A 25,247-nucleotide genomic window follows, 5' to 3' on the forward strand; every position below is an offset into this window, starting at 1 on the left:
AACACCCCCCGTTCCGCCGCATGCGGCGCCCCGTACCCGCGAACCAGACGACCACTCCCGGGACACCGGGAGGTCTGGCCGGGTGCTTTCCTTCGGTTTGGCACACCCGCTTGACGCCAGGCCGTCCCTAGCGGGAGATTGGCCAGCGTCTCTATGAACGATCTCGATATGGACTTCCTGGTCGGCTCCGACGACGAAGGTCGGCCGGGCCGAAGATCTCGCGCGTCCTCAGGACGCGACTCCGGTGGCCGGCGCGGCCGGCGTAGGAAGCGCCGCCGTAACCGGGGCGGCTTCCTCGCCCCCATGCTCGCGGTCATCGTGCTGTTCGGCGGCATCGGTGCCGCCGGCTTCTACGGCTACACCTGGGTCCGCGACGTGATGACCCCGGACGACTACACCGGACCTGGGTCCGGCGAGGTCGTCGTGGAGATCAAGGACGGCCAGAACGCCTCCGACGTCGCCCAGACCCTGGAGGAGCAGGGCGTGGTGAAGAGCGTCAAAGCCTTCGTCAACGCCGTCGCCCAGGCGGGCAAGAGCTCCTCCCTGCAGCCTGGCGAATACAGCATGCGCAAGCAGATGGCGGCCGCGGAGGCCGTCAAGCTTCTCGATCCGGAAAAGCGGCTGCTGGAGAGGGTCACCCTCAAGGAGGGGCTGCGCCTGAGCGACACCCTCAAGCAACTCGCCGAGAAGACCGGCAAGCCGCTCAGGGAGTTCCAGCAGGCGGCCAAGAACAGCCGGAAGCTCGGCCTGCCGTCCTACGCCAGGGGCAGGCTGGAGGGCTACGCCTTCCCGGCCACCTACGAGATCAGGCCCAAGATGACGCCCTCCGACATCCTGGTCGCGCTGGTCGACCGCTTCACCCAGACGGCGGAGAAGGACGACCTGCAGGGTAAGGCCAAGGAACTCGGGCACACCCCGCACGAGATCATGACGATCGCCAGCATCGTCCAGGCCGAGTCCGGTACCAAAGAGGACATGGGCAAGGTGGCCCGGGTCATCTACAACCGGCTCGACGGCAATCCCCGCCGCAAGCTGGAGATGGACAGCACGGTGATGTACGGGCTGAACAAGTACGGCATCGAGTCCTCCCACAAGGATCTTGAGAGTTCCTCGCCCTACAACACCTACAGGTTCGAGGGCCTGCCTCCCGGACCGATCGCCAACCCGGGAGACGACGCCATCCAGGCGGCGCTCAACCCCACCAAGGGGGACTGGGTCTGGTTCGTGACCACCTGCCCGGCGCGGCAGATCACCAAGTTCGCCTCGACGGAGACGGACTTCCTCGCGCTCAAGGCCGAGTACGAGAGAAACAAGGGGAACGGATGCTGAGAGCGGCGGTCCTGGGGTCACCGATCGCCCACTCGCTCTCCCCGTACCTGCACCGCGCCGCCTACGAGGGCATGGGCCTGCACGACTGGCGGTACGAGGCGATCGAGTGCGACGAGGCCGGGCTCCCCGGCCTCCTCGACGGGCTGGACGCCGACTGGGCGGGGCTCTCGCTCACCATGCCGCTCAAGCGGGCCGTGCTGCCGCTGCTCGACACCGTCTCGGAGCTCGCACTCCAGGTGGGTGGGGCCAACACGGTGATCCTGCGCGACGGCGCCCGGCACGGGCACAACACCGACGTGTACGGCATCGTCCGGGCGCTCGCGGAGGCGGGCGTGGCCCTGCCCGCCTCCGCGACCGTCCTCGGCGGGGGCGCGACGGCCTCCTCCGCGCTGGCCGCCCTGCGCGAGCTGGGTCTGGGCGAGGCGACCCTCGTGGTCCGTGACCCGTCCAGGGCGGCGGAGACCGTCGAGACGGCCGAGCGGCTGGACATGAGCCTGACGGTGCAGACCTTCGACAAGCTCGACACCGCGCTGGGGGTCGACCTGGTCGTCTCGACCCTGCCCTCCGGCGCGGCCGACGGCTTCACCGAGTCGCTGGCGGACGTGCCGGCGCTCTTCGACGTGGTCTACGCACCCTGGCCCACCCGGACGGCGGCGGCGGTGGCCGAGCGGGGCGGGACTGTCGTCGGGGGTTTCCCGATGCTCCTGCACCAGGCGGTCCGGCAGGTCGAGATGATGACCGGCCGCGCGGACGTGCCGGTGGAGGCGATGCGCGAGGCGGGGAAGAGCGAGATCGTCAGGCGTGCCGCTCCAACGGAATGATTCTGGGTGAGTGTGTCGTTGTGATAGAGTAACTAATCGATCGGTCCGGCGTTCCTGCTGGACGCGCAAGCGGAGGTCATCCTCCCACCTCGTCGGCCGCAAGGCTGACAGGTCAGGATCACACCGGGTAGGTTTCCGGCGAGCTTAACGGCATAAAGCCTTCGAGTTCATGTGGCCCCGCATGCGTGACGTGCGGGGCATCTTGCGTTCGACGCGCCTTTACCGGGTGCGTGTTCTGCGACTTCCCGGCACGATCGAGCATGTTGCGACCTTTCGTAAGAAAGGTCGCGGATCGCAACCTAGGAGGCCCCATCAGCGCCGAGCCCCGCATCAATGACCGCATTCGCGTGCCCGAGGTCCGCCTCGTGGGCCCGAACGGCGAACAGGTGGGCATCGTCTCCATCGGCGATGCTTTGAAGCTGGCTCAAGAAGCCGACCTCGACCTGGTCGAGGTCGCGGCAACGGCTCGCCCGCCAGTGTGCAAGCTCATGGACTACGGCAAGTTCAAGTACGAGTCCGCGATGAAGGCACGCGAGGCGCGCCGTAACCAGGCGTACACCATCATCAAGGAGATCAAGCTCCGGCCGAAGATCGACCCGCACGACTACGAGACCAAGAAGGGTCACGTGGTGCGGTTCCTCAAGGCCGGCGACAAGGTCAAGGTCACCATCATGTTCCGTGGTCGGGAGCAGTCCCGGCCCGAGCTGGGCTTCCGGCTCCTGCAGCGACTGGCGGAGGACGTGACGGAGCTCGGCTTCGTCGAGTCCCAGCCCAAGCAGGACGGCCGAAACATGATCATGGTGATCGGCCCGCACAAGAAGAAGGCTGAGGCCAAGGCCGAGAAGGCGGCGGCCAAGGCGCGGCATGACGAGAACCCCTCGGGGGACAGGTCGCCGGCCGGCGACGAGACGCACGTCAACGACGAGGTGTCCGTCAACGGAGCGGTGGCGGCCCCGCAGGAGTAACTCGCATAGCCTGGATCGTCAGGTAGTCGCGATATCACGTCGAGACCGGGTCCGGTCTCGTAGTCAGGCATGCCCTTGACTTGGGTTACCGGCCCGGGACATCGGCACGATCGAGGGAGAGACGGCTGAGATGCCGAAGATGAAGACGCACAGCGGTGCGAAGAAGCGGTTCAGGCTCACGGGTTCCGGCAAGCTTGTGCGCCGCCGCGCCAACCGTGCGCACTACAACGAGCACAAGCCGTCCACCTTGACGCGTCGTCTCAAGCCCGAGGTCGTGCTCTCCGACGCCGACTCCAAGAAGATCAAGAAGCTGCTCGCTAAGTAACCGCCCCCGGGGAGATAGATACACATGGCACGCGTGAAGCGGGCGATCAACGCCAAGAAGAAGCGCAAGGTCGTTCTCGAGCGGGCGAAGGGCTATCGGGGTCAGCGTTCCAGGCTGTACCGCAAGGCCAAGGAGCAGATGCTCCACTCGATGACGTACGCCTACCGCGACCGCAAGGACCGCAAGGGCACCTTCCGCCGTCTCTGGATCCAGCGCATCAACGCCGCTGCCCGCCAGAACGGCATCACCTACAACAGGCTCATCCAGGGCCTGCGGCTCGCCTCCATCGAGGTCGACCGCAAGATCCTCGCTGACCTCGCGGTCAACGACGCCGCCACGTTCGCGACGCTGGTCGAGGCCGCCAAGAAGGCGCTCCCGGCCGACGTGAACGCGCCGGTCGCCGGCTGAGCGAGACACTGACGACCATGCGGTCCGCAGCGATGACGCTGCGGGCCGCATTCGCATTCTTGGGGGACGGGCATGGCCGGGTCTGAGCTGACCAATATCAAGTCACCGCGGGTCAAGGCCGCGCGGAGGCTGACCAAGCGGGCCTTCAGGGACCGAGACCGCTCCTTCCTGGCAGAGGGGCCACAGGCGGTCCGTGAGGCGCTGGCGCTGGACGGCGTCGTGGTGGAGCTGTTCGCCACCGCCGAGGCCGAGCTGCGCCACGCCGACGTCATCGCCGCCGCCACCGTCGCGGGGGTGCCCCTCTTCCGGGCCAGTGGCGAGGTCATGGCCGAGCTGGCCCAGACCGTCACCCCCCAGGGGCTGCTGGCCGTGTGCCGCTTCGTGCACGTGCCCCTGAACGACTCCGTCACCTCCGACGCCAGGCTGGTGGCCGTGCTCGCCCACGTTCGCGACCCGGGCAACGCGGGCACGGTGCTGCGCACCGCCGACGCCGCGGGGGCCGACTCGGTGGTCTTCACCGACGCCTCGGTCGATCCCTACAACGGCAAGTGCGTGCGGGCCAGCGCGGGCAGCCTGTTCCATCTCCCGGTCACCACGGGTGTCCATGTGACCCGGGTCGTGGAGCACCTGAAGGGTTCCGGGCTGCGGGTGCTCGCCGCCGACGGCGCGGGCAAGCAGACCCTGGACGACATGGACCTGTCCGGCCCGACGGCCTGGATCTTCGGCAACGAGGCCTGGGGGCTTCCCGAGGAGATTTTGGGATTGGCCGACGACGTCGTCCGGGTTCCGATCTACGGGCGGGCCGAGAGCCTGAACCTCGCGACCGCCGCCGCGGTCTGTCTGTACGCATCTGCCCGGTCTCAGCGCACCGGTCCCGGCGCCAGGTGACGCCCCCCGCCTCGAGGCTGCCGTACGACGCGGGAAACCCGCTATTGTCGGCCATGTAGCGTCGAGGAGGCGGGGTCGTGCACGGCGAACACACCGGCGAGCGGAGCACCGATCCCGCTTCTGTGATCGACGTCGACGAGCTTCCCGACGGCCTCGTGGTGACCGATGGAGACGGCCACGTGCTGACCGTCAACCGGGCCGCGGCCCGGTTGACCGGGGTCACCCGCGAGCAGGCCGCGGGGCGGCACCTGCGCGACGTGTTCTCCTTCCACGACCACGACGGGCGCGACTGGTGGAAGTGGCTCGACACCTACGGCGGGTTGCGCACCCGCACCCGCCAGCCCGAGCTGCCGCTGCGCACCCTCGGTGGCCAGGAGATGCTGGTGGCCGCCCGGCTGGTGCGAGAGCCCCGGCGGGGCGGCGAGGTGGTCCGGGTGGTCATCACGCTGCGTGACACCGGAGCCCGTGCCCGCCTGGAGCGCAGCCGCGCCGACCTGGTCTCCACGGTCGCCCACGAGCTGCGCTCCCCGCTGACCAGCGTCAAGGGGTTCACCGCGACCCTGCTGGCCAAGTGGACCCGTTTCACCGACGACCAGAAGCTGGTCATGCTGGAGACGGTCAACGCCGACGCCGACCGGGTGACCAGGCTGATCACCGAGCTGCTCGACGTCTCGCGTATCGAGTCGGGGCGGCTGGAGATCCATCGCCAGGTGGTCGACATCCCGGCCAGGATCTCCAAGGTCATCGCAGGGCGGGTGGCGGCGGGTGAGCCGGACGACCGCTTCCTGCTCCAGGTGCGCGGTGAGCTGCCCGAGACCTGGCTCGACCAGGACAAGATCGATCAGGTGCTTGCCAACCTGGTGGAAAACGCGGTGCGGCACGGGCGCGGTACGGTGACAATAGTCGTCGAACCGAGCGAATGGGGAGTGACCGTGTCCGTCCGTGACCAGGGAGAGGGCATCCCGCCCGAGCTGGTCACGCGCGTCTTCCGGCAGTTCTGGCGGGGCAACGCCCGCCGCCGCGGCGGCACCGGGCTCGGCCTGTTCATCGTCAAGGGGCTGATCGAGGCTCACGGTGGCACCATCTCCGTACAGCGCGGACCCGAGGGCGGCGCCGAGTTTCGATTTATGGTGCCCACCGGCACCCCTGACTTCGCCTGAGCGTGAATGCCAGCCCGGTGGGCTTACCCGACTAGACTCGTGGCCGCTCAAGCCCTGGATTCGGAGCTCTCTCTTGTCAAACTACGACCCGGTCGAGGTGACCCCGCTGCACGCCGATGAGATGGCGCGTATGCAGGCCGACGCGATCGACGCCGTCAAGGCGGCGCGCGACCTCGAAGAACTCAAGCAGGTGCGCCTCGCGCACGCCGGTGACCGCTCACCGATCGCCCTGGCCAACCGCGAGATCGGCGCCCTGCCCCCGGCGGCCCGCGCCGAGGCGGGCAAGCGTATCGGCGGCGCCCGCAAAGCCGTCGCCGACGCTCTCGCCGAACGGCAGGCGCAGTTGGAGGCCGAGCGCGACGAGCGGGTCCTCGTCGAGGAGACCGTCGACGTCACGCTGCCCTCTGGCCGCGCCTCCCGGGGCGCCAGGCATCCGCTGACCACCCTCCAGGAGCGCATAGCCGACGCCTTCGTCGCGATGGGCTACGAGGTGGCGGAGGGTCCCGAGCTGGAGGGGGAGTGGTTCAACTTCGACGCGTTGAACATCTCCGCCGACCACCCGGCGCGCTCGGAGCACGACACCTTCTTCGTGGAGTCCGTCGACTCGGGCAAGGTGCTGCGCACCCAGACCTCTCCCGTCCAGATCCGGGCGCTGCTCAGCAGGGAGCTTCCGATCTACGTGATCTCGCCGGGTAAGGTGTTCCGCACCGACGAGCTTGACGCCACCCACACCCCGGTCTTCCACCAGGTCGAGGGGCTGGCGATCGACGAGGGCCTGACCATGGCCCATCTCAAGGGCACCCTCGACCGGTTCGCCGAGGTCATGTTCGGTGAGGGCATCACCACCCGGTTCCGGCCCAACTACTTCCCGTTCACCGAGCCCTCGGCCGAGATGGACCTGAAGTGCTTCGTCTGCCGCGGTGCCTCCGCGGTGCCGGGAAACCCGTCCTGCCGCACCTGTAAGTCGGAGGGCTGGATCGAGTGGGGCGGCTGCGGCATGGTCAACCCGCGGGTGCTCATCGCCTGCGGCGTCGACCCCGCCCGCTACAGCGGCTTCGCCTTCGGCATGGGCGTCGAACGCACCCTGATGTTCCGCCACAACGCCGAGGACATGCGCGACATGGTCGAGGGAGACGTCCGCTTCACGCTCCCCTTCGGAATGGAGGTCTGATGAAGGTCTCGCTTTCATGGCTGCGGGAGTACGTCGATCTCCCCGCCGTCACGGCGCACGAGATCGCCGAGAAGCTCACCGCGGCCGGGCTCAAACTGGAGTCCGTCATCTCCTACGGCCACGACATCAAGAACGTCGTGGTGGGCGAGGTGCTCTCCATCGAGACCCTGGAGGGTTTCAAGAAGCCCATCCGCCACTGCCAGGTCGAGGTGGGGGAGGCCGCGCCTCGCGAGATCGTCTGCGGTGCGACCAACTTCGAGGCCGGCGACCGTGTCCCGGTCGCGCTGCCCGGCGCCGTGCTGCCCGGCGGGTTCGAGATCGCCTCCCGCAAGACCTACGGACGCCTGTCGGACGGCATGATCTGCTCGGAGGCGGAGCTCGGGGTGGCCGAGTCCTCCCCGGGCATCCTCGTGCTGCCCGGGGACACTCCGATCGGCGCCGACGTGGTCGAGCTGCTCGGCCTGCGCGACGACGTGATCGAGCTTGAGATCACCCCGGACATCGGCTACGCGCTCTCCATCCGGGGTGTGGCCCGCGAGGCCGCCGCAGCCTTCGACTCGGCGTTCATCGACCCGGCGGACGTCTCCCCGCCCGTCGCGTCAGATTCCGCCTACCCGGCCTCGATCGCCGACCCGTCGGCCTGTGACCGCTTCGTGCTCCGCGAGATCCACGGGTTCGACCCGTCGGCGAGCAGCCCGCTGTGGATGCGCGCACGGCTCACCCGCGCCGGTATGCGCCCGGTCTCGCTGGCCGTCGACGTCACCAACTACGTCATGCTGGAGCTCGGCCAGCCGCTGCACGCCTTCGACGCCGCCAGGCTGACCGGTGAGATCGTGGTGCGCAGGGCCGAGCCCGGCGAGACGCTGGAGACACTCGACCACGTGGTCCGCAAGCTCCACCCGGACGACATCCTGATCACCGACGGGTCGGGCGTGATCTCGATGGCCGGCACCATGGGCGGCCTGCACACCGAGATCTCCGACGCCTCCACCGACATCGTGATCGAGGCCGCCCACTTCTCCGCCAGTGGCATCGCGCGCATGTCGCGCCGGCACAACCTGGTCAGCGAGGCATCCAAGCGCTTCGAGCGGGGCGTCGACCGGGAGCTTCCGCTGTACGCCTCCTGGCGTGCGGCTCAGCTTCTGGCCGAGCTGGGCGGCGGCACGATCCAGCCGGGCGTCACCCACGCCGAGGTGGAGGTCGAGCCGGTCCGTGTCGCGATCCCGAGCGGCTACCCCGGCAGGGTCGCGGGCACCGTCTACGACCGGGAGACGGTGATCCGCCGCCTGGAGCAGGTCGGCTGCGCGGTCGAGAGCTCCGCCACCGAGACCGGCACCGCCGCCGACGGGATCGCCGCGAAGCTCGCGGTCACCGGCGACGACATGTTGGTGGTCACCCCACCCTCGTGGCGGCCTGACCTGACCGACCCGAACGACCTCGCCGAGGAGGTCATCCGGCTGGAGGGCTACGAGAACCTGCCCTCGATCCTGCCCGCCGCCCCCGCGGGTGCCGGTCTCACCGAGAGCCAGCGCCTGCGCCGCCGGGTCGGCCGCTCACTGGCCGCCGCCGGCTACGTCGAGATCCTCTCCTACCCGTTCAGCGGGGAGCGCGACTTCGACAACCTGCAACTGCCCGCCGCCGACGCGCGCCGCCTGGCCGTACGGCTGGCCAATCCGCTCAGCGAGGACGAGCCGCTGATGCGGACCACCCTGCTGCCCGGCCTGCTCAAGACGCTGGTCCGCAACGTGGGCCGGGGTTTCGGCGATGTGGCGCTGTTCGAGACGGGCCTGGTCTACCGGCCCTCGCCGGACGCGCCCGCCGTCGCCCCCGTGCTGGGCGTCGACCGCAGGCCGAGCCCGGAGGAGCTGGCCTCGATCGAGTCCGCGCTGCCGGCCCAGCCGCTGCGGGTCGGGGTCGTGCTGGCCGGGGAGTTCGAGCCGTCCGGCTGGTGGGGCAAGGGCAGGGGAGCCGACTGGGCGGACGCCGTCGAGGCGGCCCGGATGGTGGCCGCCGAGGCCGGCGTCACCCTCGACGTCCGCGCGGACCGGCACGAGCCCTGGCACCCGGGCCGCTGCGCCGCGCTGTACGCCGGTGACGTGCTCGTCGGTCACGCCGGCGAGCTGCATCCGCGCGTGGTCGAGGCGTACGGCCTGCCCCCGCGCACCTGCGCGATGGAGCTGGAGCTGACCCGGCTGGAGCAGTCGCCGGTCGGCCGGCCGCAGGCGCCGGCGATCTCCGGCTACCCGGTCGCGAGCCAGGACGTCGCGCTCATCGTCGACGCGGCGATCCCGGTGGCCCCGGTGGAGGCGGCGCTGCGCGAGGGCGCGGGCGAGCTGCTGGAGTCGATCCGGCTGTTCGACGTCTACGCCGGTGCCCAGGTGGGCGAGGGCAGGAAGTCTCTCGCCTACTCCCTGCGCTTCCGGGCGGCCGACAGGACGCTTACGGTGGAGGAGACCACCGCGGCCCGTGACGCGGCCGTGGCCCTGGCCGCCGAGCGCACCGGGGCACGGTTGCGCGGCGTCTGACCGGCGACTGAGGGGCTCGGGACACATCCCGAGCCCCTTTCATCGCTCCGGACCGGGATTCCCGCCGGTCTGGAACCTTCATTCCGCCCCGTGGCCCGGCCACGGGCGGATCTTCCCTCGGGAGGGACGATGAGGTATCCGCCGGTCGATCCGGGTGGCCTGCTCGTTCGGCGTGGCGGAGAGGCTTCCCCAGGGAGGGGACGATGAGGCATCTGCTGGTGTTCGCCGAGCGTGACGCCGCCGAGGAGGTCGCCGAGATCGTGGCCGAGGAGTTTCCGATGATCGGCGTGCCTGCCGTGGTCAGGGAGACCCTCGCGGGTGAGGACGACGCCGAGGACGCCCAGTGGCTCGTGGTGGTCGAGGACCCCGCCGAGACCCTCACGCCGGAGGGCCTGGCCCGCCTGGACACCCTGCTCGAGGATTGCGACGGCTGGCGCGAGACCGGGTGATGGTCGGCCGGGTGCCGCGTCACGAGGGGCGTGGGCCTCGACCGGAGGACTCAGAGTTTGTCGATCTCGGTCAGGTCGATGTCGATGTCGAAGGGGGCCGAGATCTTGAGCCGGTCGTGGTGGATGCCGGTGAGAACGTAGGACCGGGCGACTGGGTCGAGTTCGTAGACGTAGACCGCCGGCCTTCCCGACTGGTTCTCGACCAGCCAGAAGTGCGCGATGCCCGCCTCGGCGTACAGCGTCGGTTTGCGGTCGCGGTCGCGCCGCTCGGAGTCCGGCGAGATGACCTCCACGGCCAGCACGACGTCCTCCGCCCGGTAGAAGGTCTGTTCCGGGCTGTGCTCGGCGGAGGCGTGGATGACGCTCACGTCCGGTTCGGGCCGCTGCTGCCTGCCCAGCACGACGCTCATCTCCCGGCGCGCGCGAAGATCGGCGGGCGCGGCGTGACGGAGGGCGTCGACCAGCAGATCCACCGCTCGCATGTGAAAAGAAGCCTGAGGACTCACGAAGACCAGGCTTCCATCGATTAACTCTGTGTGTGCAGGCAATTGCGGAATGCGATCGAGATCCTCGGTGGTGAATCCCCCCGGCGGGGGGAACACCCAGTCGGGCAGCGAGGACTCCGTCATCTCGGGGCTCCGTACGTCGACCGTCATGACCTCACAGTAGCAACAGGATTCCATTCTGTGAGGGTGGTTGCGGGTGCCTTATCCCTGGACGGGAGTGACCTCCTCGCGGCGGGCGCGCTCCCTGAGCGCGTGCTCGTCGGTGCGGGCGTCGTAGTCGCGGAACCTCGGCAGCAGCGCGGCCATCGCGGCCACCGCGCCGACGCACAGCAGACCGCCCGCGCCCAGGGAGAAGCGGGTCCCGCCGAGCTGGGCCATCAGGCCGGCCCTGGCGTTGCCCAGCATCGGGCCGCTGGTGTAGGAGAGCAGCTCGATGCCCGCCAGGCGGCCGCGGAACTCGTCGGGGATGGTCTGGTTCCAGATGGTCGAGCGGAAGACGCCGCTGATCATGTCGGCGGCCCCGGCCACGGCGAGGAAGGCGAAGATGCCCCAGACGCTGGGCATGAGCGCCGCCAGCGCCACCGCCACGCCCCACACGGCCGCCGCGACGATCACGCCGAGGCCGTGGCGGTGCACGTGCCTGGTCCAGCCGGAGGTGACCGAGGCGATCAGTGAGCCGACGGCCGAGGCGGAGAAGAAGAGCCCCAGGGCCTCGGGGACGCCCAGCTCGTCGGCCAGGAACGGGTACAGCGCGGTGGAGAAGGCGAAGATCATCGCGGCGACGTCGACCAGGTAGGTGCCCATCAGGTCGGGGCGGCCCACGGCGTAGCGGACCCCGTCGACCAGTGACCTGATCGAGGCCGCGGGGGCGTTCTCCCGCTGCGGCTGGGCCCGCACCATCTGCAGCAGGACCAGGGAGAGCAGGAAGGTCACCACGTTGACGCCGTACGCGACGGCGACGCCGAACCAGGCCGCGATCAGGCCGCTCAGGCCCGGGGCGACGATGGCGCCCAGGTTCCACCGGAAAGCGCTGAGCGCGGCGGCCGCGGTCAGCTGGTCGTGCCTGACCACGCGGGGCAGCAGCGACTCCAGGCTGGGCCGTTGCAGGCTGCCCAGCCCGGCCGAGAGCGCGCCGACCACGTACAGCACCCAGACCTGCGGCTTGGGCAGCAGCGCGTTGACGGTCAGGATCAGGACCGTGAGGCAGAGCCCCACCTCGGTGTAAAGGATGATCTTGCGCCGGTCCAGCGCGTCGGCGATCGCCCCGCCCCAGAGCCCGCACACCACCATCGGGACGAACTCGGCCACGCTGACCAGGCCGACCGCCAGGTAGGAGCCGGTCAGCTCCTTCATCTGCAGCGGGACCGCGACCAGGGTCAGGAAGGTGCCGAACATCGTGACGACGCCGGAGCCGAAGAGCAACCGGAAGTCACGGGAGTCGCGGAGCGGGCTGAGGTCCATCGTCAGGCGACGGAGCAGGGTTCTGATGGACCGGTCAGCGTTTTCTGGCACGAACAGGTAGTTTCGGCGGTGACCTGCGCGGAGGGCAACTCATTTTCCGGCAGGTCACCGCCGGGTCGAGCGCGGCGGGCGTCAGGAGCCCAGGACCTCCCTGCGCAGGTGGGTTTTGAGGATCTTGCCACCGGGGTTACGGGGAAGTTCCGTGTCACGCACCCAGAACCTGACCGGGACCTTGAAGGGGGCGATCCGCTCGCGCAGGAAGGCCCGCAGCTCCTCGGCGGTCGCCGGGGACGACAGCCGCACCACCGCGCCGACCTCCTCGCCCAGTTCCTCATGGGGGATGCCGATCACCGCGGCGTCGTCGACCGCCGGGTGCTCGAACAGGGCGGCCTCGACCTCGGCGCAGTAGACGTTCTCGCCGCCGCGGATGACCATGTCCTTGGCCCGGTCCACGATGAACACGAACCCCTCGGAGTCCACCCTGGCCAGGTCACCGGTGTGCAACCAGCCGCCGACGAAGGTCTCGGCGGTGGCCTCGGGACGGTTCCAGTAGCCCAGGATGACGTTCGGTCCGCGCAGGCAGAGCTCGCCGACCGCGCCGACCGGCAGCTCGTCGCCGAGCGGATCGGCGATCTTCACCTCGACCACCGCCATCGGCAGGCCGATGCTGTCGGGTTTGGCCAGATAGTCGGTGCCGGCGTTGCTGATGGCGAGCGCGGTGGTCTCGGTCATGCCGTACCCGTTGGAGGGGGCGCGGCTGGGCAGTTGCTCGGTGATGCGCTCCAGCAGTTTCGGCGGGGCGGGGGCACCGCCGTACCCGAGGGCGTTGAGGCTGGAGATGTCGTGCTTGTCCAGGTCGGGGTGGGACAGGAGCTGCCATACGTTGGTGGGCACGCCGGTGAGCCCCGTGATCTTCTCGCGCTCGATCAGCTCCAGCGCGCGGCCCGCGTCCCACTTGTACATCAGCACCAGGCCGCTCCCGCTGAACATGGTGGTGGTCATCACCGCGAAGCAGCCGGTGACGTGGAAGAGCGGAACGGTGAGCAGGGTGACACGGCGCTGCCCCGCCGTCTCGCCCGGGTCCCCGCCCGCCCTGACCATGCTGCGGTACATGCCGTAGGCGACGGTCATGGGCGACTGCCCGACGTTGCGATGGCTGCCGAGCGCGCCCTTGGGGCGGCCCGTGGTGCCGGAGGTGTAGAAGATCGTTGCCGGATCCTCGGGGGAGAGGACGACCGGCGGCAGCGTCACGTCCGCCGCCACCTCGCCCATCACCTCCTCGAACGCGCGGGCGCCCTCGGGCACCTCGCCGCGGGTCACGATCAGTGCCGGGGGCAGGCCGGTGAGCCCGGCCGCCCGTTCGCCGTCGGCGATCAGCACCTTGGCGCCGGAGTCCGACAGGCCGTACTCCAGTTCCTGCGGGGTCCACCAGGCGTTGAGTGGAACGGCTATCGCCCCGATGGCCAGCGCGGCCGAGAAGGCGATCACCCATTCGGGGTAGTTGCGCATGGCGATGGCGACCCGGTCGCCCTTGGCCACGCCGTACTCGTCCACCAGACGCCGTGCGAGCGTGGCCGCCCGCCTGAAGTGCTCCTCGTAGGTGATGTGCTCGTCCTCGTATGTCAGGAAGATCTTGTCGCCGTGAAACCGGCTCGTCTCGAGGAGCGCCCGGAAGTCGCGGGGGGCGTGCTTCCAGGTTTTGACGGTCCCGCCGTGGCCGGGGACCTCGTCCATCTCGAAAAGCTGTCCGGGACCGGTGAGCTGGGCCTGGACCTGGTCATGGGTGACAGTCATGCGTTCGCACTCCCGAAGGGTGGAAGGGCCGGAGGTCGCCACGGTACTGACCGGTAGGTATGCGCAACAATGCCGACACGCAACTGATTGCCTCGTCCCCGCAATCGAGAGCCGAAAAGCATGATTTTTGCGACTTTTCCGCTGCTCTGGGGCATTCCGTAGGCCGGTAACCCCCGCATAACCGGCTTGCATGACAATCCCCGGAGATGCATAATCTCTCTAGCAAGAGCATGAGTGAGTGTGTATGAACATGCAGAGATCAGGGGGGCCGATGAGAGCGGCGATCGCGGGTGCCAGCGGCTACGCCGGGGGTGAGCTCCTGCGCCTGCTGCTGTCCCACCCCGGCATCGAGATCGGCGCGCTGACCGCGGCCTCAAGCGCCGGCACGGCGCTCGGCGCCCACCAGCCACACCTGACCCCGCTGGCCGGCCGGATCCTGCTGGAGACCACCCCCGAGACCCTCGGCGGCCACGACCTCGTCTTCCTCGCCCTGCCGCACGGCCAGTCGGCCGCCGTCGCCGAGCAACTCGGTGACGGCACCCTCGTCGTCGACTGCGGCGCCGACTTCCGGCTCACCGACCCCGCCGCCTGGGAGCACTTCTACGGCGGAACCCACGCCGGCACCTGGCCGTACGGGCTGCCCGAGCTGCCGGGCCGGCGCGAGGAGCTGCGCGCGGCCTCCAGGATCGCCGTGCCCGGGTGCTACCCGACGGCGGTCACCCTGGCGATGTTCCCCGCCTTCGCCGCCGGCCTCGTCGGGCCCGACGTGGTGGTGGTAGCCGCCAGCGGCACCAGCGGAGCGGGCCGAGCGCCCAAGCCGAACCTCCTGGGCAGCGAGGTGATGGGCTCGGCCAGCGCGTACGGCGTCGGCGGCGTCCACCGGCACACCCCGGAGATGGAGCAGAACCTCTCCCCGTTGGCGGGTGAGCCGGTCACCGTCTCCTTCACCCCCGTGCTGGCGCCGATGAGCCGCGGCATCCTCGCCACCTGCAGCGCGCCCGCCAGAGCGGGCCTCACCCCGGCGGTCCTGCGCGAGGCGTACGAGGTCGCCACCAAGGACGAGCCGTTCCTGCGGCTGCTCCCCGAGGGCCAGTGGCCCGCGACCTCGATGACTCTCGGAGCCAACACCGCCGCCCTCCAGGTCGTCCTGGACGAGCGTGCGGGCCGCGTCGTCGCCGTCGTCGCCATCGACAACCTGACCAAGGGAACGGCGGGCGGGGCCATCCAGAGTGCCAACCTCGCCCTCGGCCTGCCGGAAGAGCTAGGCCTTCCTCTCAATGGAGTCGCCCCATGAGCGTGACCGCCCCCCTCGGCTTCCGGGCGGCGGGTGTCGCCGCCGGAATCAAGTCCGGTGCCGCCCGCGACCTGGCACTGATCGTCAACGACGGCCCCTCTCGCGCCGCGGCGGGAGTCTTCACGGCCAACCGGGTGAAGGCCGCGCCCGTCCTGTGGTCCGCGCAGGTGCTGTCCGGGGGCCGGGTCCACGCGGTGGTCCTCAACTCCGGCGGCGCCAACGCCTGCACCGGGCCGCTGGGTTTCCAGGACACCCATGCCACCGCGGAGAAGGTCGCCGAGGCGCTGGGAGACTCGGCCGGCGAGATCGCGGTCTGCTCCACCGGCCTGATCGGTGAGCGCCTGCCGATGGAACCGCTGCTGGCGGGGGTCGATCTCGCGGTCTCACAGCTCGCCAGGGACGGCGGGCTGGCCGCCGCCGACGCCATCCGCACCACCGACACCGTCTCGAAGATCTCCTTCAGGAAGGGCGCCGGCGGCTACATGGTCGGCGGCATGGCCAAGGGCGCGGGCATGCTCGCCCCGGGCCTCGCCACCATGCTCTCGGTGATCACCACCGACGCCGACCTGCCCGCCGAGCAGCTCGACGAGGTGCTCCGAAAGGTGACGCGGGTCACCTTCGACCGGCTCGACGCCGACGGTTGCATGTCCACCAACGACACGGTGCTGCTGCTGGCCAGCGGCGCCTCCGGTATCACTCCCGACCTCGCCGAGTTCGAGCAGGTCCTCCTCGCGGTCTGCGCCGACCTCGCCCGCCAGCTGCTGCTGGACGCAGAGGGCGCCTCCAAGGCGATCGCCATCGAGGTCGTCGGCGCCGTCTCAGAGGAGGACGCGGTCACCGTCGGTCGTACCGTCTCCCGGTCGAATCTCCTCAAGTGCGCCATCCACGGAGAGGACCCCAACTGGGGCCGGGTGCTGTCGGCCGTCGGCACCACCGACGCCGTCTTCGAGGCCGACCGGCTCAACGTGGCCATCAACGGCATCTGGATCTGCCGGGGCGGTGCCGCGGGCGACGACCGCTCCAAGGTCGACCTCACCCCGCGCGATGTGACGATCACCATCGACCTGTCGGCGGGCCCGCACTCGGCGACGATCCACACCACCGACCTCACCGCCGAGTACGTCCACGAGAACTCGGCGTACTCCTCATGAGGCGGGCCGAGGCCCTGGCGAAGGCCACCACGCTGATCGAGGCGCTGCCCTGGCTCGCCAGCTTCCACGGTGCGACCGTCGTCATCAAGTACGGCGGCAACGCGATGACCGAGGAGCACCTGCGCGAGAAGTTCGCCGCCGATGTCGTCTTCCTGCGCTACGCCGGGCTCAGGCCGGTGATCGTGCACGGGGGAGGCCCGCAGATCAACGCCCACCTTGACCTACTCGGCATCGAGTCCACCTTCACCGCCGGGCTCAGGGTCACCACCCCCGAGGCCATGCGGGTCGTCAGGATGGTCCTCGTCGGCCAGGTCAACCGCGACGTGGTCGGTCTGATCAACAGGCACGGGCCGTTCGCCATCGGCATGTCCGGCGAGGACGCCCACCTGTTCACCGCCGTGCGCAAGCACGCCGTCGTCGACGGCGCCAGCGTCGACATCGGCCAGGTCGGCGACATCGTCAACGTCGAGGCCGGAGCCGTGCGGGCGCTGCTGGAGGACGGGCGGATCCCGGTGATCTCATCGGTCGCGCGCAGTGAGGACGGCACCGTCTACAACGTCAACGCCGACACCGCCGCCGCCGCGCTCGCCGTGGCGCTCCAGGCGTCCAAGCTGATCGTCCTGACCGATGTCGAGGGCCTGTACCGTGACTGGAGCCCCGATGCCGTTGACAACGAGGTCATCGACGAGCTGTCCGCCACCGAGCTGGAGAAGCTCCTGCCGACCCTGTCCAGCGGCATGATCCCCAAGATGGAGGCGTGCCTGACCGCCGTCCAGGGGGGCGTGCCGCAGGCCCACGTACTCGACGGCAGGGTGCCCCACTCGGTGCTGCTGGAGATCTTCACGGACAAGGGCATAGGAACCATGGTGCTGCCGGACGCCCCCGCGGCGACGGCCACCGCCCAGCTGAAGGGGAACGACACGTGAGCCCGCAGGAAAGTCCCGCCACAGAGGCGCTCAGCACGCGCTTCGAGGCCGCCTTCATGGCCAACTACGGGGTGCCCCCGGTGGCACTGGCCCGAGGCGAGGGCACGAGGGTCTGGGACGTCGACGGCCGCGAGTACCTCGACCTGATCGGCGGCATCGCGGTCAGCTCGCTCGGCCACGCCCACCCGGCGCTGGTGGAGGCCGTCTCCAGGCAGGTCGCCACCCTCGCCCACACCAGCAACCTCTTCCTGCACGAGCCCGAGATACTGCTCGCCGAGCGCCTGCTCAGCCTGCTCGGCGCCCCCGCCAAGGTGTTCTTCAGCAACTCCGGCACCGAGGCCAACGAGGCCGCGCTGAAGCTCGCCATCAAGTACGGCAAGTCGAACGGCCGCACCTACTTCGTGGCCGCCGAGAACGCCTTCCACGGCCGGACCCTCGGCGCGCTCGCCCTGACCGGCAAACCCTCCATCCGTGACCAGTTCGGGCCCTTCCCGATTGATGTTCGTTTCGTGCCGTACGGTGACGCCGACGCGCTCAAGAGCGCGGTGACCGGCGAGTGCGCCGCGGTCTTCCTCGAACCCACCCAGGGGGAGGCGGGGGTCGTGCCCCCGCCCGAGGGCTACTTCACGGCGGCCAGGGAGATCTGCGACGCCACAGGCGCGCTGCTGGTCGCGGACGAGATCCAGTCGGCGATCGGCCGCACCGGGCACTGGTTCGCCCACCAGCACGAAGGCATCCTGCCCGACGTGCTCACCCTGGCCAAGGGCCTCGGCGGAGGCATGCCGATCGGCGCCTGCGTCGGCTTCGGCGCGGCGGCCACGGTTTTCGCCCAGGGCGACCACGGGTCCACCTTCGGCGGCAACCCCGTCTCGACCGCCGCGGCGCTCGCCGTGCTCGACACGATCGACACCGACGGCCTGCTGGAGCACGTGCGTACCGTCGGGGCCGAACTCGCCGACGGCATCGCCGCGATCGACCACCCGCTGCTCGCCGGTGTCCGGGGCAGGGGCCTGTGGCTGGCCGTTCTGCTGACCGACGACCGCTCCGCCCACTTCCAGACCGCCGCGCGGCGAGCCGGTTTCCTGGTCAACGCCCTCCAGCCCCACGCGGTGCGGCTCGCACCCCCGCTGGTGATCACCTCCGCTCAGGTCGCCGCCTTCGTGGCCGCGCTCCCAGCGATCCTCGACGAGGCCGCCGATGCCCAGTAACCTCTCCGCGCAGGCGCCCGTCAGGCACTTCCTGAAGGACGACGACCTCTCGTCCGCCGAGCAGGCCCAGGTGCTCGACCTGGCCGAGGCCATGAAGAAGGACCGTTACGGCTACCGCCCCTTCGAGGGCCCGCAGACCGTCGCCGTCCTCTTCGACAAGCCGTCCACCCGCACCCGGGTCTCCTTCGCCGTCGGCATCGGCGAGCTCGGCGGCCTTCCCCTGATCGTCGACGCAGGCTCCTCCCAGATGGGCCGGGGTGAGTCGATCGAGGACACCGCCCGGGTCCTGGAGCGTCAGGTGAGCGCCATCGTGTGGCGTACCTCGGGCCAGGACAGGGTCGAGGCCATGGCCTCGGCCTCCTCGGTGCCGGTGGTCAACGCCCTCACCGACGAGTTCCACCCCTGCCAGATCCTCGCGGACCTGCAGACCGTCAGGGAGCGCTTCGGCAGGACCGCCGGACTCACCCTGGCCTACTTCGGGGACGGCGCCAACAACATGGCCCACTCCTACCTGCTCGGCGGTGCCGTCGCCGGCATGCACGTGCGGGTCGCCGCCCCCGCCGGGTACCTGCCGGACCCGAAGATCCTCCGGCGGGCCGCCAAGGTCGCCGAGGAGACCGGAGGATCGGTCACCGTGCTCACCGACCCGGCCCAGGCAGCCGCGGGCGCGGATGTCCTCGCCACCGACACCTGGGTCTCCATGGGCCAGGACGGCAAGGAGCAGCGGGTCGCCGACCTCATGCCCTACCAGGTCAACGCCGCGCTGGTGGACCGGGCGGCGCCCGGCGCCATCGTCCTGCACTGCCTGCCCGCCTACCGCGAACTGGAGATCTCCGCCGAGGTCCTCGACGGCCCGCGGAGCCTGGTGTGGGACCAGGCCGAGAACCGGCTGCACGCCCAGAAGGCCCTGCTGCACTGGTTGATCTCGGTGAGCGCTCCGGACGCGCCCGGGGGAGGGGTGGTCGCGTGACGATCCCGATGACCAAGGTCGCCCGTCAGGCCAGGATCGCCGACCTGCTGCAGCGGCAGCCGGTCAGATCCCAGCCGGAGCTGGCCAAGCTCCTGCTGGAGAGCGGGGTCGAGGTCACCCAGGCCACTCTCTCCCGGGACCTGGACGAGCTCGGCGCGCTCAAGCTATGCGCCGAGGACGGCTCCCTGGTCTACGCCCTGCCCGGTGAGGGCGGCGGCCGGATAAGGCTGGCCAGGCTCGGCACCGGCGAGTCCCCGGCCGCCCGGCTCAGCCGGCTCGCCGAGGAACTCCTCGTCTCGGCCGAGGCCTCCGCCAACCTGATCATCGTCCGCACGCCACCGGGCGCCGCACAGTTCCTCGCCTCCGCCATCGACCACGCCGACTGGGAGTCCATCCTCGGCACGGTCGCCGGAGACGACACGATCCTCGTCATCAGCCGTGACCCGGCGGGCGGGGCAGCGGTCGCCGAGGGGCTGCTCAGGCACGCCGACCGACGTATTCAGCCCGCTCAGGCGGGCGATCCCGGCACCATCTGAGACTTGTGACGAACGAATAACTTGGAGAGATCAATTATGACTGACCGGGTCGTACTCGCCTTCTCCGGCGGCCTCGACACCTCCGTGGCCATCCCCTTCCTCGCCGAGAAGACCGGCGCCGAGGTGATCGCGGTCGCCGTCGACGTGGGCCAGGGCGGTGAGGACATGGAGATCATCCGCAAGCGGGCCATCGACTGCGGCGCCGTGGAGTCCGTCGTCGTGGACGCCCGCGAGGAGTTCGCCGCCGACTTCTGCGTGCCCGCCCTGCAGGCCAACGCCCTCTACATGGACCGCTACCCGCTGGTCTCCGCCCTGTCGCGGCCGCTGATCGTCAAGCACCTGGCCGCCGCGGCCAAGGCGTTCGGCGGCACCCACGTCTCGCACGGCTGCACCGGCAAGGGCAACGACCAGGTCCGGTTCGAGGCCGGCCTGGCCGCGCTCTTCCCCGAGCTCAAGGTCATCGCCCCGGCCCGCGACTACGCGTGGACCCGGGACAAGGCGATCGCCTACGCCGAGGAGAAGAACCTGCCGATCGAGACCACCAAGAAGAACCCCTACTCGATCGACCAGAACATCTGGGGCCGGGCCGTCGAGACGGGCTTCCTTGAGGACATCTGGAACGGCCCCATCGAGGACGTCTACTCCTACACCGCCGACCCCGCCCAGCCGCGCGAGGCCGACGAGGTCATCATCAGCTTCGTCAAGGGCGTCCCGGTGGCGCTGGACGGGCGGCACCTGACCCCGTTCCAGGTCATCGCCGAGCTGAACCAGCGCGCGGGCGCCCAGGGCGTCGGCCGCCTCGACATGGTCGAGGACCGGCTCGTCGGTATCAAGTCCCGCGAGGTCTACGAGGCGCCGGGCGCCATCGCTCTGATCACCGCGCACATGGAGCTGGAGAACGTCACGGTCGAGCGCGACCTGGCCAGGTTCAAGCGGTCGGTGGACCAGCGCTGGGGCGAGCTCGTCTACGACGGCCTCTGGTTCTCCCCCCTCAAGAAGGCCCTGGACGTCTTCATCGCCGAGGCCCAGGAGCACGTCACCGGCGAGATCCGGATGACCCTGCACGGCGGCCGGGCCACGGTCACGGGCCGGCGCTCGGAGGCGTCGCTGTACGACTTCAACCTCGCCACCTACGACACCGGCGACACCTTCGACCAGTCTCTCGCCAAGGGCTTCGTTGAGCTGTGGAGCCTTCCCTCCAAGATTGCCTCCGCCCGGGACGCCCGGCTGGGCTGAGTGGGCTAAGGTCGCGGATTGAATGGGGAGGGAGAACAACGGTGACTGATGGTGGTAAGCCGATGCGGCTGTGGGGCGGCCGGTTCGAAGGAGGTCCGGCCGACGCGCTGACCAGGCTCTCTGTGAGCGTGCACTTCGACTGGCGGCTGGTGCCGTACGATCTGCTGGCCTCGCGCGCGCACGCCCGGGTGCTGCACCGTGCGAACCTGCTGACCGACGACGAACTGGCACGCATGCTCGGTGCCCTGGACGACCTGGAGCGAGCCTGCAAGGAGGGCGAGTTCCGGCCGACCGTCGCCGACGAGGACGTCCACACCGCGCTGGAGCGCGGCCTGCTGGAACGCCTCGGCACGCTCGGTGGCAAGCTCAGAGCCGGTCGCAGCCGCAACGACCAGGTTGCCACCGATCTGCGGCTCTACCTCCGCGATCACGTCAGGCACATCGTGTCCCGGCTGGTGGAGCTGGAGACCGCGCTGATGAGCCAGGCCGAGGAGCACGCCGAGACGGCGGCCCCCGGCATGACCCACCTGCAGCACGCCCAGCCGGTCTCGTTCGGCCACCAGCTCCTGGCGCACGTGCACGCCTTCGCCCGCGACATCGAGCGGCTGCGCGACTGGGACCGGCGCGCGGCCGTCTCCCCGCTCGGCTCCGGGGCGCTGGCCGGGTCCTCCCTGCCGCTCGACCCGCAGGCCGTGGCCAGGGAACTGGGCTTCGACTCCGCCGCGCCCAACTCGATGGACGCGGTCGCCGACCGCGACTTCGCCGCCGAGTTCCTGTTCGACGCGGCGATGATCGGCGTGCACCTGTCCCGGCTGGGCGAGGAGATCGTCCTGTGGGCCTCGCAGGAGTTCCGCTGGATCGAGATGGACGACGCCTACTCCACTGGCTCGTCGATCATGCCGCAGAAGAAGAACCCCGACGTGGCCGAGCTCGCCCGGGGCAAGAGCGGCCGCCTCATCGGCAACCTGATGTCGCTGCTGACGACGCTCAAGGGCCTGCCGCTGACCTACAACCGGGACCTGCAGGAGGACAAGGAGCCGGTGTTCGACTCCGTCGACAGCCTGCTGCTCGTCCTTCCCGCCATGGCCGGGCTCGTCGCGACCATGCGCGTCAACACCGCCAAGCTGGAGGCCTCGGCCCCGGACGGGTTCGCGCTGGCCACCGACCTGGCCGAGCTGCTGGTCCGCCGGGGCGTCGCCTTCCGCGAGGCCCATGAGGCGGTCGGGCACCTGGTCGTCTGGTGCCAGGTCAACGACAAGGACTTCGGCGAGCTCACCGACGACGAACTGGCCAAGGTCTCGCCGCACTTCACGCCTGACTCCCGCGAGGTCCTCTCGGTGCCGGGCGCGCTGGCCGCCCGCAAGGCGCACGGCGGTACGGCGCCGGACCGGGTCCGCGACCAGCTCGTCGCGCTCCGCGAGATCGTCGACGCCCAGGCGGCCTGGGCGATCGGGAACTGATGTCCGCTGAAGAGCACGGCGGGCACTCGCTCGCCGCGCCCGCGCCGCTGGCGCGCGACTTCTTCGACCGGCCCGCCCACGAGATCGCTCCGGATCTGCTGGGACGAGTACTCGTGCACGGGCCGGTCGCGCTGCGTCTCACCGAGGTCGAGGCGTACGGCCTGCCGGGTGAGGATCCCGCGTCGCACACCTACCGGGGCCGGACGCCGCGCAACGCGGTGATGTTCGGCCCACCGGGCCACCTGTACGTCTACTTCACATACGGCATGCATTTCTGCGCCAACCTCACCTGCCTTCCCGAGGGGACGGGGTCCGGGATACTGCTCAGGGCCGGAGAGGTGATCTCCGGTATCGGGACCGCCATGGCCCGCCGGAGAGCGGGAAGCGCCCGTGCCGTCCGGGAAGTCGATCTGGCCAGAGGACCGGCGCGTCTGGCCGTGGCGCTCGGTTTCACCCTGGAGCACAACGGACTCGATGTCTGCGTCCCGGGATCGCTCTCCGTGATCGATGGCGAACCCGCCGTGGCCGCATCCGTCCGGTCGGGGCCGCGCACCGGGGTCTCGTCGGGAAAGGAGACGCCCTGGCGTTTCTGGATCGACGGCGACCCCACCGTCTCGCCCCATCGCCCGCACGTGCCGCGCCGCCGGTAGGCCACCCGGGCGCTCCTCCTCGCTTCCCCGCTGGTCGGCTCGCGCTCGAGGAGGGTTTCGAGTGGCGCGACGGTGCCGCGATCGGGCAGGGTGTACGAGAGCGCTAAATGTCCCTTCGAGCATTGGAAAGCAAGGATCGTGACCGACATTCTGGATGACCTCGCCTGGCGCGGCCTGATCGCGCAGTCCACCGACATCGACACCCTGCGCGGGGCGATGGCCGAGGGTCCGATCACGGTCTATTGCGGCTTCGACCCGACCGCGCCCTCGCTGCACGTCGGCAACCTGGTCCCGTTGCTGACCCTCACCCGCCTGCAGCGGGCGGGTCACCGGGTCGTCGGCCTGGTGGGCGGCGCGACCGGCCTGATCGGCGACCCCAGCGGTCGGAGCACCGAGCGCTCGCTGAACTCGTCCGAGGTCGTGGCCGAATGGGTGGCGCGGATCCGTGTCCAGCTGGAGAAGTTCCTCGACTTCTCGGAGGAGACGGGCGGGATCCTGGTCAGCAACCTCGACTGGACCGAGGGCATGTCGGCGATCGACTTCCTGCGTGACGTCGGCAAGCACTTCCCGGTCAACCGGATGCTCGCCCGCGAGTCGGTCTCCGCCCGGCTGGGGGGAGAGGGTCTCAGCTACACCGAGTTCAGCTACCAGATCCTGCAGGCCAACGACTACCTGGAGCTGAACCGGCGCTACGGCTGCACGCTCCAGATCGGCGGCAGCGACCAGTGGGGCAACATCACCGCGGGAACCGACCTCATCCGCCGGGTGACGGGTGGCCATGTGCACGCCCTCACCGTGCCGTTGATCACCAAGGCGGACGGGACCAAGTTCGGCAAGACCGCCGGCGGTGCGGTCTGGCTCAACCCGGAGATGACCTCGCCGTACGCCTTCTACCAGTTCTGGCTGAACTCGGATGACCGGGACGTGGTGAAGTTCCTCAAGATCTACAGCTTCAGGTCCCGTGAGGAGATCGAGGAGCTGGAGAAGGCCGCCGCCGCGCGGCCCGCCGCGCGCGAGGCTCAGCGAGCACTCGCGGAGGAGTTCACCACGCTGCTGCACGGTGCCGACGAGTGCGCCGCGGTGATCGCCGCCTCGGCGGCCCTGTTCGGTCAGGGGTCCCTGGAGGAGTTGCCCGCGCGCACGCTCGGGGAGGCTCTCGCCGAGGTGCCACGTGCCGAGGTTCCCGCGCTGGGAGCGTCCTTTGTCGACCTGCTCGCCGAGAGTGGCCTGGTCAAGTCGAAGTCCGAGGCGCGTCGCACCGTCAAGGAGGGCGGCGCCTACCTCAACAACACCAAGGTCACCGACGAGGCGTACGTGCCGTCGGCCGATGACCTGCTCCACGGACGCTTCCTGGTGCTCCGTCGTGGCAAGCGTTCGGTCGGTGGCGTCGAGATCGTCGAGGCCTGACCCCGCCCGCGCTGCCGGCCTGCTCTTCTGCCAGGTAAAGGCGATGATTACGAGGGATGGACGCCCCGGCTTCGGCTGGGGCGTTCGCCGTCTCACCGCGTAACATTCCGGTAGCGAACGCGCCCGGTTTCCTTAAGGAACCCCTCTGACCTGCGGTTTTACCAAGCGTGGCTGATTTGACGATGTTCCGGGAGGGGCATAATCTTTTCAATGCCCCGGGAGCGAGCCGGACGCCTGATCTGGCGGACGGGCCCCAGGGACACTCCACTGAACGAACTTGAGAGTTCGGACTCCGCGTAGATCACCGGAAAACCGGTTGCTTCGCTGTGGCCTGGATGACACGGTAGGTTCAGCGGGTTGCTCCGGAAGCGGAGCAAAGAAAATCCTAGTGAGTCTGCAGGGTTTGTGACAAATGGCTGAGAGCTAGCAATTTGACACAGTCTTGACAAGCGGTAGGATTTAAGTAAGAAGCAGAGCGCCCCTGGCTCTCCGATCAAGTACTGGTCGGGACGACGGTGTACGCGTCCGTTTCTTGAGAACTCAACAGTGTGTTAAAAGCCAGTGCATGAAGCACAACCCTGTCCAACCTGCCCTTTCATCGGGGTGG

23 protein-coding genes are annotated in these 25,247 nt (G+C 69.7%); 20 read left to right on the forward strand and 3 right to left on the reverse strand.

Annotation, left to right across the window (positions count from 1 at the left end; all coding sequences use genetic code 11):
- Nucleotides 1-153: 153 nt before the first annotated feature.
- The 10 genes from mltG to ABZU75_RS14220 all read left to right on the forward strand — a co-directional run bounded on the left by mltG (nt 154) and on the right by ABZU75_RS14220 (nt 10,041).
- Nucleotides 154-1,329 carry an endolytic transglycosylase MltG gene (gene mltG / locus ABZU75_RS14175; protein WP_355553673.1) on the forward strand — a complete coding sequence of 392 codons (1,176 nt, stop codon included), beginning with the start codon at nt 154-156 and terminating at the stop codon, nt 1,327-1,329.
- Complete coding sequence (locus ABZU75_RS14180; protein ID WP_355553722.1) at nt 1,326-2,150, forward strand: shikimate dehydrogenase; 825 nt, start codon at nt 1,326-1,328, stop codon at nt 2,148-2,150. The genes mltG and ABZU75_RS14180 overlap by 4 nt, the downstream gene beginning before the upstream one ends.
- Before the next feature lie 260 nt (nt 2,151-2,410).
- Nucleotides 2,411-3,115, forward strand: a complete 705-nt coding sequence (gene infC / locus ABZU75_RS14185; protein WP_355553676.1) for a translation initiation factor IF-3 — start codon at nt 2,411-2,413, stop codon at nt 3,113-3,115.
- 130 nt (nt 3,116-3,245) lie between these two features.
- Entirely contained in the window at nt 3,246-3,440 is a 195-nt protein-coding gene (rpmI, locus tag ABZU75_RS14190) for a 50S ribosomal protein L35 (protein ID WP_030920046.1), read from the forward strand.
- A 24-nt stretch (nt 3,441-3,464) separates the two neighbouring features.
- Nucleotides 3,465-3,848: a 50S ribosomal protein L20 gene (gene rplT / locus ABZU75_RS14195; protein ID WP_012892552.1), complete on the forward strand. Its 384-nt coding sequence runs from the start codon at nt 3,465-3,467 to the stop codon at nt 3,846-3,848.
- Between the two features lie 72 nt (nt 3,849-3,920).
- Nucleotides 3,921-4,736 (forward strand): RNA methyltransferase, encoded by an 816-nt coding sequence (locus ABZU75_RS14200; protein ID WP_355553680.1) that lies wholly within the window; start codon nt 3,921-3,923, stop codon nt 4,734-4,736.
- A 77-nt stretch (nt 4,737-4,813) separates the two neighbouring features.
- Nucleotides 4,814-5,896, forward strand: a complete 1,083-nt coding sequence (locus ABZU75_RS14205; RefSeq protein WP_343966367.1) for an ATP-binding protein — start codon at nt 4,814-4,816, stop codon at nt 5,894-5,896.
- A 121-nt stretch (nt 5,897-6,017) separates the two neighbouring features.
- Nucleotides 6,018-7,067: a phenylalanine--tRNA ligase subunit alpha gene (gene pheS, locus ABZU75_RS14210; protein ID WP_350956993.1), complete on the forward strand. Its 1,050-nt coding sequence runs from the start codon at nt 6,018-6,020 to the stop codon at nt 7,065-7,067.
- Complete coding sequence (gene pheT / locus ABZU75_RS14215) at nt 7,067-9,592, forward strand: phenylalanine--tRNA ligase subunit beta (RefSeq protein WP_355553685.1); 2,526 nt, start codon at nt 7,067-7,069, stop codon at nt 9,590-9,592. Before pheS ends, pheT begins: the two co-directional genes overlap by 1 nt.
- A gap of 203 nt (nt 9,593-9,795) precedes the next feature.
- Nucleotides 9,796-10,041, forward strand: coding sequence for a hypothetical protein (locus ABZU75_RS14220; RefSeq protein WP_355553688.1), 246 nt, complete (start codon nt 9,796-9,798; stop codon nt 10,039-10,041).
- Nucleotides 10,042-10,091: 50 nt separating this feature from the next.
- Here ABZU75_RS14220 and ABZU75_RS14225 read toward each other — a convergent pair whose 3' ends face one another.
- From ABZU75_RS14225 to ABZU75_RS14235, 3 genes are all read right to left on the reverse strand, one after another.
- Nucleotides 10,092-10,724, reverse strand: a complete 633-nt coding sequence (locus tag ABZU75_RS14225) for a Uma2 family endonuclease (protein ID WP_355553691.1) — start codon at nt 10,722-10,724, stop codon at nt 10,092-10,094.
- A gap of 24 nt (nt 10,725-10,748) precedes the next feature.
- Nucleotides 10,749-12,059 carry an MFS transporter gene (locus ABZU75_RS14230; RefSeq protein WP_355553694.1) on the reverse strand — a complete coding sequence of 437 codons (1,311 nt, stop codon included), beginning with the start codon at nt 12,057-12,059 and terminating at the stop codon, nt 10,749-10,751.
- An 81-nt stretch (nt 12,060-12,140) separates the two neighbouring features.
- Nucleotides 12,141-13,802: a class I adenylate-forming enzyme family protein gene (locus ABZU75_RS14235; protein ID WP_355553697.1), complete on the reverse strand. Its 1,662-nt coding sequence runs from the start codon at nt 13,800-13,802 to the stop codon at nt 12,141-12,143.
- A gap of 271 nt (nt 13,803-14,073) precedes the next feature.
- Here ABZU75_RS14235 and argC point away from each other — a divergent pair, with 271 nt between their 5' ends.
- The 10 genes from argC to tyrS all read left to right on the forward strand — a co-directional run bounded on the left by argC (nt 14,074) and on the right by tyrS (nt 24,640).
- The gene (argC, locus tag ABZU75_RS14240) at nt 14,074-15,096 is read left to right on the forward strand and encodes an N-acetyl-gamma-glutamyl-phosphate reductase (protein WP_350927333.1); all 1,023 of its coding nucleotides are present in this window, start codon (nt 14,074-14,076) and stop codon (nt 15,094-15,096) included.
- Complete coding sequence (gene argJ, locus ABZU75_RS14245) at nt 15,093-16,247, forward strand: bifunctional glutamate N-acetyltransferase/amino-acid acetyltransferase ArgJ (protein ID WP_350927335.1); 1,155 nt, start codon at nt 15,093-15,095, stop codon at nt 16,245-16,247. Before argC ends, argJ begins: the two co-directional genes overlap by 4 nt.
- The gene (gene argB / locus ABZU75_RS14250) at nt 16,244-17,173 is read left to right on the forward strand and encodes an acetylglutamate kinase (RefSeq protein WP_355553702.1); all 930 of its coding nucleotides are present in this window, start codon (nt 16,244-16,246) and stop codon (nt 17,171-17,173) included. The genes argJ and argB overlap by 4 nt, the downstream gene beginning before the upstream one ends.
- A 56-nt stretch (nt 17,174-17,229) precedes the next feature.
- On the forward strand, nt 17,230-18,381 hold the full coding sequence (locus ABZU75_RS14255; RefSeq protein WP_355553726.1) for an acetylornithine transaminase: 1,152 nt from the start codon (nt 17,230-17,232) through the stop codon (nt 18,379-18,381).
- On the forward strand, nt 18,371-19,351 hold the full coding sequence (gene argF / locus ABZU75_RS14260) for an ornithine carbamoyltransferase (protein ID WP_355553705.1): 981 nt from the start codon (nt 18,371-18,373) through the stop codon (nt 19,349-19,351). The genes ABZU75_RS14255 and argF overlap by 11 nt, the downstream gene beginning before the upstream one ends.
- An 8-nt stretch (nt 19,352-19,359) precedes the next feature.
- Nucleotides 19,360-19,887 carry an arginine repressor gene (locus tag ABZU75_RS14265; RefSeq protein ID WP_355553729.1) on the forward strand — a complete coding sequence of 176 codons (528 nt, stop codon included), beginning with the start codon at nt 19,360-19,362 and terminating at the stop codon, nt 19,885-19,887.
- 36 nt (nt 19,888-19,923) lie between these two features.
- Nucleotides 19,924-21,123 carry an argininosuccinate synthase gene (locus ABZU75_RS14270; protein ID WP_355553708.1) on the forward strand — a complete coding sequence of 400 codons (1,200 nt, stop codon included), beginning with the start codon at nt 19,924-19,926 and terminating at the stop codon, nt 21,121-21,123.
- A 41-nt stretch (nt 21,124-21,164) separates the two neighbouring features.
- The gene (gene argH, locus ABZU75_RS14275; protein ID WP_350927345.1) at nt 21,165-22,583 is read left to right on the forward strand and encodes an argininosuccinate lyase; all 1,419 of its coding nucleotides are present in this window, start codon (nt 21,165-21,167) and stop codon (nt 22,581-22,583) included.
- Nucleotides 22,583-23,233, forward strand: a complete 651-nt coding sequence (locus tag ABZU75_RS14280) for a DNA-3-methyladenine glycosylase (protein WP_355553712.1) — start codon at nt 22,583-22,585, stop codon at nt 23,231-23,233. Before argH ends, ABZU75_RS14280 begins: the two co-directional genes overlap by 1 nt.
- Nucleotides 23,234-23,371: 138 nt before the next feature.
- A complete protein-coding gene (gene tyrS / locus ABZU75_RS14285) occupies nt 23,372-24,640 on the forward strand; it encodes a tyrosine--tRNA ligase (protein WP_355553715.1) in 1,269 nt (422 codons plus the stop codon).
- Nucleotides 24,641-25,247: the final 607 nt, after the last annotated feature.

This window comes from Streptosporangium sp. NPDC005286 (genome assembly GCF_040607515.1).
GTDB lineage: Bacteria > Actinomycetota > Actinomycetes > Streptosporangiales > Streptosporangiaceae > Streptosporangium.